Source organism: Nonomuraea rosea (assembly GCF_039539705.1).
In the GTDB taxonomy this organism is placed as follows: Bacteria; Actinomycetota; Actinomycetes; order Streptosporangiales; family Streptosporangiaceae; genus Nonomuraea; species Nonomuraea rosea.
The window spans coordinates 266,587-282,985 of record NZ_BAABDQ010000008.1; the positions used below are offsets into that span (position 1 = coordinate 266,587).

Consider the following 16,399-nt stretch of genomic DNA (forward strand, 5'->3'; position numbering starts at 1 on the left):
CCCTCTGTTCGTCCGGGTCTGTCTATCCGCCGTTTATATGCCCGAGCCTATGCCCTTCACAGTGCCCCAAGGCCACAGAGTTATGGCACCGACGCCTTTTCAACCTGTACGGCGGGAGCTGATGTGGTTTGTGTTGATCTGCGGGGCTTGAGTAGCCGCTGGATGGGGCGTTCGGCAAAGGAGTACACGAGATAGGACAGCACCACGGCGGCCAGGAAGGTGACGGTGGCGACCGCCCAGGGGGGCAGTTCGCCGGTGAGCGCCGGGATGAGGAGCACCGCGACGACGCCATGGAACAGGTAAAGCGGGTATGTGATGCCCCCGAGCGCGGTGAGCGTCCTGGAGGGTTTCAGCCTGAGCAGCCCGAGCGCGCCGATCGCCGTCACACCGAAGATCACGGTGATGGCGATGATCACGCTGAGGTCGGTGACGGGCATGTTCTTGAACCCGGCGAGGTCGATGCGGTCGTGCACGCGTTCGAGCGCGGAGTGGATCGAGATGCCGTACCCGGCCACCACGTACAGCCACGGCAGCCAGGCGCTCCCGTACTTGTGGATCAGGTAGAGGGCCATTCCGGCGACGAAGTAGGGCGCGTAGCGGGGCATCACGATCTCGTTGACGACCTCGTTCCCGAGCAGTTCGGCGCCGACGGCGGCGACCAGCCAGACGCCCGCGAACACCAGGACGCGCCGGTAGGTGACGCCGACGATCACGAGGATGGAGATCAGGAGGTAGAAGCGCAGCTCGGCCCACAGCGACCAGTAGACGCCACTCGCGTCGGCGACCCCGAACCGCTCCTTGAACAGCCGCTGGAACATGGTGGCGTTCAGCAGGTATCCGCCTGGGGAAAGTTTTGGATCGAGCGCTTTGGCTCCGGTGAGCCCGTAGACGGCGGCGATGGCGGCGAGGCTGAGCCAGTACGCGGGGTAGAGCCGGACCAGCCGCGACCGGGCGAACCCGCCCAGCCCGCGCCCCCAGACGGTCATGAGGATGACGAATCCGCTGATGATGAAGAACAGCTCGACGCCCAGGATGCCCAGTCCGGCGATGGGGGCTAACGCGGGGAACAGCTCGGCGGGCCGGTCTCCCCAGACCGACGCGTACGCGACCAGGTAGTGGAAGGCGACCACGGCCAGGGCGGCGATGAATCGCAGGAGGTCGAGTTCGGCCAACCGGCCGTCACCCCGAGCATGCTTCGGCCGGTTGGGTTGATGCACGGCCCTTAGACGTCACTCTGATCACTTTGGTTCCACTGGTCCTTCTGTTCCCACGAGCAACACGCGTGATCCGTCGTCGAGTCCCAGCGCGTCGCGGGCGGCCGGGCCGAGGGCGAGCAGGCCCGCGGCTCCGGCGGCGCCGCAGGCGGACAGCGCGACGCCGTGCCCGGCCAGCAGCTCGGCGGCGGCGTCCGCCTGGTCGTCGGTGATCGTCATGAACAGGTCGGTGAGGTGGCCGAGCAGGCGGTAGGCGAGGAGGGAGGGCTCGCGGCAGTCGAGCCGGCCGAGCGTGGTGCGGCCGCCGGGTACGCGGACGGGCTCGCCCGCGCGTGCGCTCTCCAGCAGGCAGGGGGCGGCCTCGGGCTCGACGACGACGATCCTGGGCTGCTCGCCCCAGCGGTCGCGCACGTACCCGGCCGCCGCCGCGGCCAGCCCTCCGACGCCCGCCTGCACGAACACATGGGTCGGCACCCCACCCGATCCGGTCTCGCCCGATCCGGCTTCGGGCCGGCCGGCGATCTGGTTCGCGACCTCGTCGAACAGGACGGTGTATCCGCGCATGACGTCCAGCGGGATGGTGGTGTAGCCGTCCCAGGAGCTGTCGGCGACGAGCCGCCAGCCGTGCTCCTGCGCGGCCTGCTGCGCCGCGGCCATGCTGGTGTCGTAGTCCTCCCCCGCGCGCCGCACGTCCGCGCCGAGCGCGCGCAGCCGTTCCGCGAAGGGCTCGGGAACGCCGTCGCTGAGGTACACGACGCAGGGCACGCCGGCCTCGGCGGCGCCTGAGGCGACGGAGATCCCGTGGTTGCCCGCGCTGGCGCAGACGAACGGCGGGCCGCCGGGCTCGCGTTCATCGAGCAGGTGCACGGCGTAGGCGCCGCCGAGCGCCTTGAAGCTGCCCAGCCCCATGCGCCCGCTCTCGTCCTTGACCTGGACGACTCCGGTCCCGGCCAGCTCCGGGATGGCGTGCAGGGGCGTGGGCCGGTAGGCGGGCTGCCCGGCGAAGCGAGCGCGGGCACGGCGGGCGTGCTCGGTCCCGATGAGCGCCCGGTCCGCCGCGGTGTAGGGCGTGCGGGCGGGGTTGAGGTAGTCCATGATCGCCATGCTAGGACTGCGAACCGCCCTCGCCCGGCGCGCCGGGCCGGAGAGAGCCCCGCCCCCAGCGGTGAGCGCCACCGTACGCGGCTCGCCGCTCCCGCCGGTGCCCGGGGTGCGGCGAGCGGTGTGCCGAACGCTCTGAAGCGCCTTCCGCCGCGCGGCGAGCCGGTGTGAACGACCCTCGTCATCCACGAGCGCCCGGAATGGATCCTGCGCTCGATCCGGAGCTCGGCCCCGGACGCGATCCGCAGCGCGACCCCGGGCGCTGGGGATCGCGGCCCCAGGCGCGGACCTGGCGCGGACCTGGGCGCGATCCCAGGCGCAGACGTGGGCGTGGCCCAGGACGTCGACCTAGCGCCCCGGCGCGGACATGGCGCTCACGTGGGAGCGATCCCGGGCGCGGGCGTGGCGTGGGTCAGCCGGTGTGGCGGGCTCGGTCCTGGGCGGCGGCGACGGCGGCCTGACCGAGGCTGATGCCGCCGTCGTTCGGCGGCACGCGTACGTGCGTGAGCACCCGGAACCCGGCCGCCCGCAGCCGCGTCCCCGTACGTTCCAGCAGCAGCGCGTTCTGGAAGAGCGACCCGGACAGTGCCACCGCCGACAGGCCGGTGGCCTGCCTGAGCGTGACGCAGGAACGGGCGACGGCGTCGGCCACCCCGTTGTGGAAGCGGCCCGCGATCACGCGGGAGTCCACCCCGACCGCCAGGTCCCCGGCGGCCGCGCGCACCAGGTCGGCGCCGTCCACCACGAGCAGATCCCCGGCGGTCACGGCGGCGGGGTAGGCGCCGGGCTCGGCGGGGTCGGCGTGCTGTTCGAGCTCGATCGCCGCCTGCCCCGCGTACGTGATCGTGTCCCGCACGCCGAGCAGCGCGGCGACGGCGTCGAACAGGCCGCCCGCGCTGGACGTCCGCAGTGACCCCGGCCGTTGGGCGGCGGCGAGCACGTCGGCCCAGCGTTCGGCGTTGCGGCGGACGACGTCCAGGCCGGGATGCTCGTCGCCCAGGTAGGCGGCGGCCATGCGCCAGGGTTGCCGGGTCGCGACGGTCCCGCCCGGCATGGGGACGGCGGCGAGGTGGCCGAGGCGTTCGAAGGAGGTCAGGTCGGCGCGGAGGAACTCGCCGCCCCACACGGTGCCGTCCGTGCCGTGGCCCGGGCCGTCGAGGGCGACGCCGAGCACCGGTCCAGGGTCGCCGTTGTCGGCCAGGCAGGAGGCGATGTGGGCGTGGTGATGCTGTACGCCGACCAGCTCGACGTCGGGGAGCTCCAGGGCGTGCCGGGTGGACAGGTAGCCGGGGTCCAGGTCGTGCGCCACCACCTCCGGCCGGATGTCGAACAGCCCGCAGTAGTGGTCGATGCCTTCGACGAACGACCGGAGCGTCTCGTGGTTCTCCAGGTCGCCGATGTGCTGGGAGACGAACGCCCGCCAGCCCTTCGCCAGGCAGAACGTGCTCTTCAGCTCGGCGCCGCAGGCGAGCACGGGCCGGGGCGCGGGCCTGCGCAGCGCGAGCGGCTCGGGCGCGTACCCGCGGGCGCGGCGCAGCACGGTCACGGTCCCCGCGGACGCCACCATCCCGGCCACGGCGACCGTCCCTCCGTCTGCGGCGACCACGCCCGACGTCACGTCCACCGCCGTCCCGCCAACAGCCGCCGTCTCACCTGTCGCTTTCTCCCCCGTCGCTTTCTCACCCGGCGCCTTCTCTACCGTCGCCCTCTCTGACGTCCCCTTCTCTGCCCCGGTCTTCTTCGCCTTGGCCTTCTCTGGCGCGGGCCTTCCCGCAACGCTCCTGTCCGCCGTGACAGGACCCGCCGTGACAGCGCCCGCCGTGACAGGGCCCAGCGCGACGGTGCCCGGCTCAGGGCGCAGGACGGAGTCGTCGGTGCGTACGTGGATGGCGCGATCGTGCAGGAGGAAGGCGTCGGCGATGCCGCCGAGCCGGGTCAGCGCGTCGGCGTCCTCGTAAGCGATCGGCTCGTCGCAGACGTTCCCGCTGGTCAGGACCATCGGCTCGGCCAGCTCCCCGAGCAGGAGGTGGTGCAGCGGCGTGTAGGGCAGCATCAGGCCGAGGTCGCGGTTGCCGGGCGCGACGGACGCCGCGACGGGGGCGCCGGCCAGCCGGGGCAGCACCACGATGGGCCGGGCGCGGCTGGTCAGCAGCTCGGCGGCGACGTCGTCGATCTCGCACAGCCGCCGCGCCTGCGCCAGGTCGGCCACCATGACCGCGAACGGCTTGTCCTCGCGGTGCTTGCGCCCGCGCAGGGTGGCGGCGGCCTGCTCGTGGGCGGCCGGCACGGCGAGGTGGAAGCCGCCGAGCCCCTTGACGGCGACGACGCGGCCGGCGCGGAGCAGGGTGGCGCAGCCGGCGATCGGGTCGCCGCACAGCTCGGTGCCGCGGGCGTCGTGCAGCCGCAGCCGCGGCCCGCAGACCGGGCAGCAGGCGGGCTGGGCGTGGAAGCGCCGGTTGCCGGGGTCGTGGTATTCGGCGGCGCACGCGGCGCACATGCCGAAGCCGGCCATCGTGGTCAGCAGCCGGTCGTAGGGGACGCCGCGCACGATGGTGAAGCGGGGCCCGCAGTTGGCGCAGTTGATGAACGGGTAGCGGTGCCTGCGGTCGGCCGGGTCGGCGAGCTCGCGCAGGCAGTCGTCGCACGTGGCGCTGTCGGCCGAGACCAGGGCGCGACGCAGCCCCGAAGGATCGCTGGCGGCGATGGTGAAGCCGCTGTGCCCGGCGGGCTCGCCGTTGACGACGGTGACGCGTTCGATCTCGGAGAGTGCGGGCGCGTCGCGTTCGAGCGCGGTGAGGAACTCCTCGACTCCGGACAGCGCGCCTTCGACCTCGATGAACACGCCGTCGACGTCGTTGCGCACCCGCCCCGCCAGGCCCAGCCGGTTGGCGAGGGTGTAGACGAACGGGCGGAAGCCCACGCCTTGGACGATGCCTTCGACGTGCACGTCTATCCGTTTGAGCGCGGTCATTGGCCTAGTGTGCGCCTCATCGGGGTGGCGCGCATGCGTATCGGCCGTGTCGGCGCGCGCCGGCTGGAGAAAGTGTCCCGCCGCAGGTGGGGGCAGCGAAACGGGAGGGCCGGGCGGCCCTCCCGTCTCGGGGATCTACAGGTATTGACCGGTGTTCGCGACGGTGTCGATGGAACGGCCGGCCTCGGTGCCCTGCTTGCCGGAGACGAGCGTGCGGATGTAGACGATCCGCTCGCCCTTCTTGCCGGAGATGCGGGCCCAGTCGTCGGGGTTGGTGGTGTTGGGCAGGTCCTCGTTCTCGGAGAACTCGTCCACGCAGGCCGCGAGCAGGTGTTGCACCCGCAGGCCCTTCTGGCCGCTTTCGAGGAACTGCTTGATGGCCATCTTCTTGCCCCGGTCGACGATGTTCTGGATCATCGCGCCGGAGTTGAAGTCCTTGAAGTAGAGGACTTCCTTGTCGCCGTTGGCGTAGGTCACCTCGAGGAAGCGATTTTCCTCGCTCTCGGTGTACATCCGCTCGACGACACTCTGGATCATGCCCTGGATCGTGGCCTCGCGGGAGTCGGAGTGCTCCGTCAGGTCATCGGGGTGCAGGGGCAGCTCGGAAATGAGGTATTTGGAGAAGATGTCCTTCGCCGCTTCGGCGTCCGGCCGCTCGATCTTGATCTTGACGTCCAGACGGCCGGGCCGCAGGATCGCCGGGTCGATCATGTCCTCGCGGTTGGAGGCGCCGATCACGATGACGTTCTCCAGCCCCTCGACGCCGTCGATCTCCGACAGCAGCTGAGGGACGATGGTGTTCTCGACGTCGGAGGACACGCCTGAGCCTCGGGTCCGGAAGATCGAGTCCATCTCGTCGAAGAACACGATCACCGGGGTGCCCTCTGAGGCCTTCTCGCGGGCCCGCTGGAAGACCAGGCGGATGTGCCGCTCGGTCTCACCGACGTACTTGTTGAGCAGCTCCGGTCCCTTGATGTTGAGGAAGAAGCTCTTGCCGGACTGGCCGGTCTTCTCCGCGACCTGCTTGGCCAGGGAGTTGGCGACGGCCTTGGCGATGAGCGTCTTGCCACAACCAGGCGGGCCGTAAAGGAGCACGCCCTTGGGTGGCCGCAGCTTGTGCTCGCGGAACAGGTCGGCGTGCAGATAGGGCAGCTCGATGGCGTCCCTGATCTGCTCGATCTGCCGCATGAGGCCGCCGATCTCCTCGTAGGAGATGTCGGGGACCTCTTCGAGCACGAGCTCTTCGACTTCGGACTTGGGTATGCGCTCGTAGACGTAGCCGGAGCGAGGTTCGAGCAGAAGCGAGTCGCCGGCCCTGATGGGCTGGCCGACCAGCGACTCGGCCAGTCGCACGACGCGTTCTTCGTCGGCGTGCGAGATGACCAGGGCCCGCTTGCCCTCGTCGAGCAGTTCTTTGAGCATCACGATCTCGCCGACCTCTTCGTAGCCGAGTGCTTCGACCACGTTGAGCGCCTCGTTGAGCATGACCTCCTGGCCACGCGCCAGCGAGTCGACGTCGACGGCAGGGCTCACGTTCACCCGGAGCTTGCGGCCACCGGTGAACACCTCGATCGTGCCGTCTTCTCTGGCCTCCAGGAAGGTGCCGAAGCCGGATGGCGGCTGCGCCAGCCGGTCGACTTCCTCCTTGAGGGCGACGATCTGGTCCCTGGCCTCCTTGAGGGTTGCCACCAGACGCTCGTTCTGGCCGGTAACGGCCGCGAGATTCGCCTGTGCCTCATGAAGACGTTCTTCGAGGACCCTGGCCTGACGGGGTGACTCGGCCAGTTTCCGCCTCAGCGCGGTGATCTCCTCCTGGAGGAAGGAGACCTGTGTTGAAAGATCAGCGACCTCCCGTTCGCGCTGCGCGGCTCGAGCCTCAGCATCATCGCGAGCTGCCACGCCCCGTCACCTCCTTCCCAGTCGAGGGCGACTACTTAGGACCTTACCTATCTCGGGCCCCTCCGTAACCTGGCCGGGCAGTGTTCGTCGAGTGACATTCAGTATTCGTTGAATAATCCCCAATGGTGCGTTTAATACTCCCAGCATATGAACACGGCGATCTGTTCCCGTGTCACGCACCAACGCACCCTCGTGGCCAAATTGTCATAGTTCTTCGGTCGTCCCCTTCGGTCGTCGACGGCGCGGCGGCGGTGTCACACCGTCGGCCATGCGGCGGGCGGAGACGAGGAACCCCGTGTGGCCGATCATCCGATGATCGGGTCTTACTGCGAGTCCTTCGACATGCCAGTCGCGAACCAGGGTCTCCCACGCATGTGGCTCGGTGAAACACCCGTGATCGCGAATCGCTTCGACCGTCTTGGACATCTGGGTCGTCGTGGCCACGTAACAGCAGATCACGCCGCCCGGCGTGAGGGCCTTGGCGGCGGCGTCGACGCACTCCCAGGGGGCGAGCATGTCGAGGATGACCCGGTCGGCGTCGGCCTCGTCGATGGAGGCGACCAGGTCGCCCACGACCAGGCGCCAGTTGTCGTCCATGGGCCCGCCGTAGAACTTCTCCACGTTCTTGCGCGCGACGTCGGCGAAGTCCTCGCGGCGCTCGTAGGAGGTGACGCGTCCCTCAGGGCCGACGGCGCGCAGCAGGAAGCAGGTGAGCGCGCCCGAGCCCACTCCGGCCTCGATCACCCGGGCGCCGGGGAAGACGTCGGCCATGCCGACGATCATCGAGGCGTCCTTCGGGTAGATCACGGCCGCACCGCGCGGCATGGCGAGCGTGTAGTCCTGCAGCAGGTGACGGAAGGCCAGATATTGGGTACCGCCAGAGGAACGCACCACGGAGCCTTCAGGCTGCCCGATCAGCTCACTGTGCGGGATGGCGCCCTTGTGGGTGTGGAATTCGCCGTTCTCCTTGAGCGTGATCGTGTGGCGCTTGTTCTTGGGGTCGGTGAGCTGCACCTGATCCCCCGCCTGGAAAGGCCCATGCCTGCGGAAACCCATGGCGGCAAGGTTATAGGGCTTTCGAGCAGGTCCGGACGCACGATATCTATGGGAGATGCTCCCGCGCGATGTGATCTCCACCGGTTCCCTGATCTTGCGTCCCCCCGCGAAGGCGGACGCCGAGGCGATCGTGCGGATGTGCGACGACCCGGTGACGGCCAGGTTCATGCCGCTGCTGCCGTCCCCGTACAAGCTTGAGCACGCGCGCGCCTACCTGAAGCGCTGCGCGGCGAGCTGGGCGGACGGCGGGGCGGAGTTCGCGATCACCGAGCACGGCCAGTACGTCGGCTCGATCGGGGTCCGGCCGCCCGACCATTGGGACGTGGCGGAGCTCGGCTACCTGGTGGCGCCGTGGGCCCGGGGCAAGAACGTGGCGGGGACCGCCGCCCGGGCGGTGACCGACTGGCTGTTCGACCATGGGGTGCGCCGGGTCGAGGTGCAGGCCGAGGTGGAGAACGTGGCGAGCCTGCGGGTGGCGTACAAGGCGGGCTTCCGCGAGGAGGGGCGCAGGCGGGAGGCCAAGCGGCTGCGTGACGGGCGGTGCGTCGACTTCGTCACCTTCGCCAGGCTGACGGGCGAGCCGGCCGCGGTGGCGGAGCCGTACCTGCCGTTCTTCGAGGGCGGCGAGCTCGGCGACGGGGTGGTGCGGCTGGTGCCGATGACGCCGGAGGACGCGGGCGACTACCACCAGATGATGACCGACCCGAGCGTGACCGCCTACTCGGTGGGGCCGGGGAGCTCGCTGGAGGACGACCTGCAGCGGTGCAGGTACACGGGCTACTGGTGGATGTCGGGGCAGCGGATCGAGCTGGCGATCAGGGACGCCGCGTCGGGGGCGTTCGCGGGGCACCTGCAGCTGACCCAGGTGATCCCGCCGCTCGGGCAGGCGATGATCGGCTATTCGCTGGTGCCGGCGTACCGGGGCAAGGGGTTCATGACGCGGGCGGTGCGCCTGCTGGTGGACTGGGCGTTCGCGCGTACGGCCCTGCACAGGGTCGTGGCCGGGACCGACGCGTCGAACACGGCGTCGCACGCGGTGCTGGAGCGGGCCGGGTTCGCCCGGGAAGGGGTGCACAGGGAGCTGTTCCCGAAGGCGGACGGCACGCGGGCCGACGACGTGGAGTGGGTGCGGCTGCGGTCGTCGTAGCGCCGCGGCGTGTGAGGACGTGACTTGTCGCGCGGGTCGTGGGCCGGGCGTTGCGGAGACGACGCGAGCCCTGTCCGAAATGAGCAAAAATCCCGATTTCCAGTTGAGGGGTAGTCAAGGGCCGCGTCGGGGGCGATAGTCAGGGCACCCACACTTGAGTATCGCGCGATCGGGCTGCGCGATCTCACCCCCTCCGGCGAGGGATCACCGCGATGCCATACAACCGTGTCGATATCGCCATGCGCGAACTCATCGCCTCGTTCTCCAGCCTGCAGGCCGCGGACCTGACCGACCGACTCGTGCGTACGGCCGCGGCCGTCGCCGGCACCGGCTACTCCGGGTTCGTCCGGGTGGACGCGCTGCGCCAGGAGGCGTGCCCGGTCCACGTGCACGCGCCGCCGGGCGATCCGCTGCGCGTGCGCCGGTGGCTGACCGAATCGGGGGTGCTGAAGGAATTGGCGGCATCTCCGGCGACGGTACGGCTGGCGCCCGACATGTCCGTGGGCGAGCCGGGCTTCCTGGCCACTCCCGTGCCGGCGGCGACGCGGGACCACCTGTACGTGTGGGTGGCGGGGAGGGCGTTCTGTGACGGGGACGAGCATCTGCTGAGCCGGTTCGCCACCGCGGCGGGGCGGGCGATGGAGGCGGCTAGCGGGCTGGAGGCGGCGGTGCGTCTGTTACGGGGCGTACGGGCTTTCCGACCGGTCTAGCCGTGGGATCAACGAAGGAGACGGGCCGGATCGGCCGAATACGGCCGGCCGGATCCGGGGTCGAATTTCGCGGAGAATCCTTACCGGCGGCTGTTTCTCTGGCAGTCAATTCCGAAGATTTTTCGCTTATTCCGTGCCATTCACGCGAAATCGCGATATTTCGGCATTACGCGTAATACAACCTGCACGACCCCTTCCCTGCCGGACCGCAAGCCGTTCCCGCCCTCGTTTCCGGCCCCTTCCCGGCCCGCCCCTGCCCTCGCCGCCCGCCTCCCCCCGCGCCCCTCTTGTCCCTTCCACCGGTCTGTCATGGCCTTGACTCAGGCTTGACAGAACCATCCTCTTCACCGCCGTCTTGGCGCTATGTCTTGTTCATGCCCACATGGCCTATGGAATGGGGAGATAAGCGATCACCTTTCCGCGTCTCGGGCGTAACCTCCCCTTATGGGGACCTGGCCGTTCGCCGGGGCGCGAGGAGGAGCTCGGGCATCTGCTGCGGCTCACCCGCGACCCGACCGCCCAGGGGGTGCTCGTCGCGGGCCCGCCTGGGGCAGGGACGAGCCGGCTGGCCGCGCGGCTGGGCGAGATCACCGGCGGGAACGCGCTGTGGCTGCGTGAGGCCGTCATGGCCGCGCGCGCCTCTGGAGCGCTCCAGCCGGTCGGCGGGGTGTGGCGGCTCTCCGGGGACCCGCCCGCCGCGTCCGGGCCGGAGGAGCTGATCGGCGCCCGCGTGGGGGCGTTGCCGGGGCCGGTGGCGGAGGTGCTGGAGTACGCGGCGTTCGGCGAGCCGGTGGGCGCTCGGACGCTGGCGGTGTTGTGCTCGGAGGCGGCGGGGCGGGAGCTGATCACGGTGGCGGCCGAGGGGCGGCGCGAGATCGTCCGGCCGGCGCATCCGCTGCACGGGGAGTCGACCAGGGATCGCTGCCCCGAGGAGCGGCGGAGCGGCAGGTACGTCCGTGCCGCTGCACGCCTTGGGCGCCCGGCCGCCGCACTCCCCCGTCTGGCGGAGCTGGCCGGGATTCAGGACGGCTCCCGCGTACGGCTGGCCGCCCGCCACGCCCGCGCCCTGGCGGAGGCGGATCTGGCGGCGCTGCTCGCGACGGCGGCGGGCTTCGACGGTGTGGGCCTGCGGCTGTTCGCGGCCGAGGTGCGGGTCCAGGCGCGGGCGAGCTCCGGCGGTAGGCCCCTCAGGTGGCGTCCCCACCCCCTTTGACGCCGCCGCTCGTCCGCACGGGGGCCTGCCGAGGGGGTAGCGTGGCGCGGCGTGCGGGTTCTCATCGTGGGTGGAAGCGGGTTCCTGGGCATGGAGCTCGTACGACTCTGCGCCGAAGCGGGTCATGACGTGGCCGCGACCTATCTGACCGGGCCAGGGGAACATCCGGGGATCCGCTGGCTGCCGCTGGACGTGCGTGCGCGCGCGGACGTGGCGGCCGTCTTCGAGGCGTTCCGGCCGGAGGTGACGATCAACGCCGCCTACCGGCAGGCGGACTGGACGACCACGGCCGACGGTGCCGCGCACGTGGCCCTGGCCGCCTCCGCCACGTCCGGTCATCTGGTGCACGTCTCCAGCGACGTCGTCTTCTCCGGTGCCGCCCCTCGTTACGACGAAGGGCAGCCGCCCGACCCCGTCAGCCCGTACGGGGCGGCGAAGGCGGCGGCCGAGACGGCGGTGCGTGCCGTGGCGCCCGGGGCGGCGATCGCCAGAACGTCCCTGATCATCGGCTACGGCCGGTCGTCCCACGAGGCGCTCGTGCATGCGCTGGCGATGGGGCGGCGCGAGGGGATGCTGTTCACGGACGACGTGAAGTGCCCGGTGCACGTCAGCGACCTCGCGTCGGCGCTCATGGAGACGGCGGTACGCGGGCTGTCCGGCGTCCTGCACGTGGCGGGCTCCGATGCCGTGACCCGGTACGAGCTCGGCCTCCTCATCGCCCGCAGGGACGGGATCGATCCGGCCCGCGTGCCCTCCGGCCGCCGCGCCGACGCCGGCCTTCCCGGGCCGTACGAGGTGCGGCTCGACTGCTCCGCCACCCAGAGCCGCCTCAGGACCCGGCTGCGCGGCGCCCGCGACTTCCTCACCCCGCCCACCTCCTGACCCGCCCGAACCACCGCACACCAGGACGGCCGGTGAACGGGCGCGGCGAACCTCCGGACGGGCTGGGGACGCGCGGGAGCCGACGCCTGACCCGGGCACAAATCCGAACGCGCCCCGCACCCCGGAAACGGGTGCGGGGCGCGCGGGGACGGTCTATCCCCGGTGTGCCTCGAAGCGGAGCGTGCGGGAGACGCCCACCCGCACCGTGGTGCCCGGTGCGATGGTGACGGGCTCGTTCGGCGGGATGTCGTAGAAGTTGGGGTCGCCAGGCGGCTGGATCTGGGTGCCGTTGACCGACCCCAGGTCCACCAGGTTGACGTCCCACCCGTCCAGCGCCACCCGCAGGTGCCGGCGCGAGACCGACCCGTCCGGGCTCGTCACCTTGGCGGGCCTTGCCGTGCCGCCGGCCACCTCGGGCGCCCGCTCCGGGTCGCGGCCCAGCAGGTAGTCGCTCTCCAGCGGCAGCGCCGTCCCGTCGTCGAGGACGAGGACGCCGAGCGAGGGGCGCGGCCCCTTGTAGGGGACGAGGGTCCGCTGGACCAGCGCGATCCCGCAGACGGCGCAGTAGGGCACGCGGGGGTCGTTGAAGTGGTCGTTCTTGCAGTCGACCCCGTAGACCAGCGGCCGGTCCCCGTGGTCGGCCTGCTGCTGCTCCTGCTGCGGCGGGCCGGGGTGGTCGTAGTGGTCGGGCGGGCCGAGCACGGGCGGCCCCGGCTGGTCGTAGTGGTCGGGCGGGCCCATGTGCTGCGGGATCTGCTGGTCGGCCAGGCCGTTGCCGGAGGGCGGCGGCTCGTCGTAGGAGGGGAACTGCTGCTGCTCGGGCAGCGGCGGCGGCTGCTCCTGGCCGTAGTGGGGCTGCTCCTGCCCATAGGGCTGGTCCTGCCCGTACGGGGGCTGCTCCTGGCCGTAGGGCGGCTGCTCCTGACCGTACGGGGGCTGCTCCTGCTGGTAGGGCGGCTGCTCCTGGTGGTAGGAGGGCTGCTCGTGCGGCGGGAGGTAGGCCGGCTCCTGCGGCGGCAGGTAGGGCGGCTGGTCCAGAGAGGGAGGGCCGGACTGGGGACCCGAGGGTGCGCTCTGGACGACCGGCGGCTGATCGGCCAGCGGGTAGGGCGGGCGCTCGACCGGCTGCTGGGCCTGCGGCTGGATCAGGTCGGCTTCCATGTGGAAGGCGGTGTGGGGCATCTCGCTGGTCAGCGGCCTGGACGGGGCGGCGGGGGCGGAAGGCTGGTCGGTGAGGTCGCCGATGAGGCCGCCGCCGTGCACCACGCCGCCGTCGAAGCGGACCGCGGGATGCGGGGTGCCGGCGCCGGGCAGGCTCAGCTCGACCCGCTCGACCGGGCCGGTGACGAGCCGGTCGGCCCACGTCAGCGAGTCGCTGCCGGCCAGCCGCGTCTCGCCACCCGACGTGCCGATCGTGGCCGCGGCGGCGCCGCTGACCAGCACGGCCACGCCGGCTCCGACGGGACCGGCGACGGCGCACGTGGCCGGGTCGCCCGCCATGTTGGCCGCCAGCACCTGCGCGGCGCGGCGGGCCAGCGCCCGTCCGTCGCCGCCGGAGGCGGCCGTCTCGCGCAGCGCGTTGAGCAGATCCTCGGCGGCGGACTCCTTGGCGTCGCACACCAGCAGCAGCCCGCCCACATAGGCGACCAGCCCGTCTCCGGGAAGCGGACGCACCATTCCGAAGCCGTGGTCGGTCATGCGTCCTCCCTCATGACGACCGTGCTGCGCTCATTGGTGGCCTCGCTGCGCTCGGTCACTCAACTCTCCTCCCCGGAAGCCGGCGATGTTACGGCACCCGCACTGCCGTGCTGGCCCCCAGCCATACGCATACCCAGACGGCGAGGCCATGTCGCGGCCGCCCCGTCTCGATTCGGTGAACCGGTGGACCGCAACAAACCCCGCAACTGTGCAAGTCTGGCCAAACAGCACACTATCGGCCAGTCCTCGCATCGCAGAAATCGCCGGAGTCGGATCCGGCCACCCGAAACTGCTGGACACGACCCTATCCGGGGGCCGCCGCATAAACGAGTGGGACATTTCAGACGCCGGTGAAAACCCGGTTCACATCCGCGGTCGCGAGGACGCCGAAGATCTCGCCGCCGTCCTCCACGAGCAGGTATTCGCTGCCGGGAGCCTCGCGCATCTTGTCGATGAGCGGCTCGCCCTCCAGGCCGGCCTCGAGCACCATGGAGGGCTCGATGGACTTGGCGACGGAGCCGACGTTGATCCAGGGGCGGCGGTGCTCGGGGGTGGCCTGGACGGCGGTTTCGTTGACGATCGCGACCGGCGCCCCGTCGTGGTCGACCACGACGAGCGCGCCCGCGCGCCGCTCCGTGGCCTGCCGCAGCGCCTCGGCCAGCGGCGTCTCGGCGGTCACCGGGATCGCCCTGCGCGCCAGGGCGCGCGCGTTGACCTGCGGGATCCTGGCCCGGATCTTGGCCACGCGCAGCGACTGCGAGGCGCCGATCCAGATGAACGAGGCCAGCACCAGCGGCCACACCAGGTCGGTGAAGTCGAGCTCCTGCCCGCCGGACAGCGACATCACGATCGGCGAGACCACCAGGAGGACGGCCAGGACGCGGCCGCCCCAGGCCGCCACGATCGTGCCGGAGCCGGGGCTCTTGGTGAGCTTCCACACGCCCGCGCGCAGCATCCGGCCGCCGTCCAGCGGCAGCCCGGGAAGCAGGTTGAACACGCCGACGATGAGGTTGGCGACCCAGAGCTGCCAGACGAGCACCTCGGGGATGCCGCCGTCGTTGATCACGTAGATGTCGGCGAGCAGGCCGAGCCCGGCCAGCCCGAGCGAGAGCGCGGGGCCCGCCGCGGCCACCATGAACTCCTTGCCCGGCGTGGGCGGCTCCTTCTCGATCTCCGACACGCCGCCGAGCAGGTAGAGGGTGATCCTGCGCACCGGCAGGCCGTACCACTTGGCGAGCACGCTGTGCGCCAGCTCGTGCAGCAGCACCGAGACGTAGAGCAGCACCGCGAACGCGAACGCCACCGCGTACGCGGCCGTGCTGTCGAGCTCGGGCAGCATCTGGCGCACCCGCGGCCCGAACATCATCGTGATGAAGCCCGCCACGATGAACCAGGTCCACGAGACGTACACCGGAATGCCGAACGGCTTCCCCATTTTCAGACCGGGGGACTCACGCCGCGGGCTCTGCTCGCTCACCGCACTCCTTGAACGTCCATTACGTGCTGTTGCTGCCTTGATGCTACGCGCCCGATCACCCGATCCTCGTTCCGCGGGCGTTATTCTGTCGGGGTCTTGACCTAGAGTGCGGTGCATGACGTTGACCGAACCGGTGATCATCGGAGCACTTTCCCCGTCCCGGGCGGGCGACTTCATGACATGTCCGCTGCTCTACCGCTTCCGCGTGATCGACCAGCTGCCCGAGAAGCCGTCGCAGGCGGCGGTGCGGGGCACGGTGGTGCACGCGGTCCTGGAGCGACTCTACGACCTGCCGGCGCCGCGGCGTGACGTGCGGGCGGCGCTGGAGCTGCTGGAGCCGCAGTGGGAGCGGCTGCTGGCCGGCGATCCGCAATACGCGGCGATGTTCGCCGACGACGCCGAGCAGGCGGAGTGGCTGACGCAGGCGCGCGGCATGCTGGAGCGCTACTTCACGCTGGAGGATCCGACGCGGCTGGAGCCCGCCGAGCGCGAGCTCTACGTCGAGGCGGTCCTCGACGGCGGGCTGATGCTGCGGGGCTACGTCGACCGGCTCGACGTGGCGCCGACCGGCGAGGTCCGGGTGGTCGACTACAAGACGGGCAGCGCGCCGGGGCGCGACTTCGAGGCCAAGGCGCTGTTCCAGATGAAGTTCTACGCGCTGGTGCTGTGGCGGCTGCGCGGGCAGGTGCCGCGGCTGCTGCAGCTGGTCTATCTGGGGGGTCAGGGCGAGGTGCTGCGGTACGCGCCCGACGAGGCCGACCTGCTGGCCACCGAGCGCAAGGTGATGGCGTTGTGGGCGGCGATCGAGCGGTCGCTGGAGACGGGTGAGTGGCGGGCGCGGCGCAGCCGGTTGTGCGATTGGTGCGATCACCAGGCGCTGTGCCCGGAGTTCGGCGGCACCCCGCCGCCGGTGCCCGACCGCCAGCCCGGTGACACGGTGCGCAGCAACAGGCACCCCGGGGGCCTGGCACAGGGCAGCAGCCGCGCGGCGACCGACGAGCTCTAACCAGGCGAGCGGTAAATCCGGCGAG

General features: G+C 71.0%; 12 protein-coding genes. 5 read left to right on the forward strand and 7 right to left on the reverse strand.

The window, feature by feature from the left end:
* Positions 1-80: 80 nt before the first annotated feature.
* The 5 genes from ABEA43_RS21425 to ABEA43_RS21445 form a co-directional block, all read right to left on the reverse strand.
* Positions 81-1,172 (reverse strand): acyltransferase family protein, encoded by a 1,092-nt coding sequence (locus ABEA43_RS21425; RefSeq protein ID WP_345564211.1) that lies wholly within the window; start codon positions 1,170-1,172, stop codon positions 81-83.
* Between the two features lie 66 nt (positions 1,173-1,238).
* Entirely contained in the window at positions 1,239-2,309 is a 1,071-nt protein-coding gene (locus ABEA43_RS21430) for a pyridoxal-phosphate dependent enzyme (protein ID WP_345564212.1), read from the reverse strand.
* Positions 2,310-2,727: 418 nt separating this feature from the next.
* Positions 2,728-5,286 carry a Kae1-like domain-containing protein gene (locus tag ABEA43_RS21435; protein ID WP_345564214.1) on the reverse strand — a complete coding sequence of 853 codons (2,559 nt, stop codon included), beginning with the start codon at positions 5,284-5,286 and terminating at the stop codon, positions 2,728-2,730.
* 135 nt (positions 5,287-5,421) lie between these two features.
* Entirely contained in the window at positions 5,422-7,185 is a 1,764-nt protein-coding gene (arc, locus tag ABEA43_RS21440; protein ID WP_345564215.1) for a proteasome ATPase, read from the reverse strand.
* A 204-nt stretch (positions 7,186-7,389) separates the two neighbouring features.
* Positions 7,390-8,241, reverse strand: coding sequence for a tRNA (adenine-N1)-methyltransferase (locus ABEA43_RS21445; RefSeq protein WP_345564216.1), 852 nt, complete (start codon positions 8,239-8,241; stop codon positions 7,390-7,392).
* Between the two features lie 55 nt (positions 8,242-8,296).
* Between ABEA43_RS21445 and ABEA43_RS21450 the strand changes: the two genes are divergently transcribed.
* The 4 genes from ABEA43_RS21450 (at position 8,297) to ABEA43_RS21465 (ending at position 12,193) form a co-directional block, all read left to right on the forward strand.
* Positions 8,297-9,388: a GNAT family N-acetyltransferase gene (locus ABEA43_RS21450; protein WP_345564217.1), complete on the forward strand. Its 1,092-nt coding sequence runs from the start codon at positions 8,297-8,299 to the stop codon at positions 9,386-9,388.
* A 212-nt stretch (positions 9,389-9,600) separates the two neighbouring features.
* A complete protein-coding gene (locus ABEA43_RS21455; protein ID WP_345564218.1) occupies positions 9,601-10,098 on the forward strand; it encodes a hypothetical protein in 498 nt (165 codons plus the stop codon).
* Between the two features lie 526 nt (positions 10,099-10,624).
* On the forward strand, positions 10,625-11,311 hold the full coding sequence (locus ABEA43_RS21460; protein WP_345564220.1) for a hypothetical protein: 687 nt from the start codon (positions 10,625-10,627) through the stop codon (positions 11,309-11,311).
* Positions 11,312-11,362: 51 nt separating this feature from the next.
* The gene (locus ABEA43_RS21465; protein ID WP_345564221.1) at positions 11,363-12,193 is read left to right on the forward strand and encodes an SDR family oxidoreductase; all 831 of its coding nucleotides are present in this window, start codon (positions 11,363-11,365) and stop codon (positions 12,191-12,193) included.
* A gap of 153 nt (positions 12,194-12,346) precedes the next feature.
* On the opposite strand, the gene ABEA43_RS21470 is transcribed toward ABEA43_RS21465, so the two are convergent.
* Complete coding sequence (locus tag ABEA43_RS21470) at positions 12,347-13,891, reverse strand: FHA domain-containing protein (RefSeq protein WP_345564223.1); 1,545 nt, start codon at positions 13,889-13,891, stop codon at positions 12,347-12,349.
* A gap of 340 nt (positions 13,892-14,231) precedes the next feature.
* Positions 14,232-15,368, reverse strand: coding sequence for a site-2 protease family protein (locus ABEA43_RS21475; RefSeq protein ID WP_345564224.1), 1,137 nt, complete (start codon positions 15,366-15,368; stop codon positions 14,232-14,234).
* Between the two features lie 115 nt (positions 15,369-15,483).
* Here ABEA43_RS21475 and ABEA43_RS21480 point away from each other — a divergent pair, with 115 nt between their 5' ends.
* The gene (locus ABEA43_RS21480; protein WP_345564226.1) at positions 15,484-16,374 is read left to right on the forward strand and encodes a RecB family exonuclease; all 891 of its coding nucleotides are present in this window, start codon (positions 15,484-15,486) and stop codon (positions 16,372-16,374) included.
* Positions 16,375-16,399: the final 25 nt, after the last annotated feature.